Origin of the sequence: Cytobacillus oceanisediminis 2691 (assembly GCF_007678455.1) — a bacterium.
GTDB classification, from domain to species: Bacteria; Bacillota; Bacilli; order Bacillales; family Cytobacillaceae; genus Mesobacillus; species Mesobacillus oceanisediminis_A.
In genome coordinates this window covers 1-282 of the sequence record NZ_VEEP01000185.1, presented here as the reverse complement: position 1 = coordinate 282, position 282 = coordinate 1, and the positions used below count along the sequence as shown (strand labels likewise).

Annotated in this window: 1 protein-coding gene; it reads right to left on the bottom strand. The window is 48.2% G+C overall.

All coding sequences use genetic code 11. The features are described 5' to 3' along the window. Window positions 1–97: 97 nt before the first annotated feature. Window positions 98–282 (bottom strand): hypothetical protein (locus FS736_RS24885; protein WP_222125106.1); only part of this gene is annotated, 185 nt, incomplete at its 5' end.

The window sequence follows — 282 nt, the reverse complement described above, 5'->3', positions numbered from 1 at the left end:
CCCCGATCTACACATCATTATAAACCACCTCCATCATCACACCCACATCCATTTTCTCTATCCCACAAATCACCTCCTTAACTTCCCTTATCCCCCTCTACGCATCTTCCCCATCCCTCCCATACCTCCCATCTCCTACATTATAATCCACTCCATTATACCCCCACTTATACCAACCCAAACTCTCCACTTCATCTACCCCTTCCAAATCATGCAATGGAAGAACCTCCATATCGCTGACACCGACCTGCCGTATATATCCAACGCCGCTACTCTCCCCCA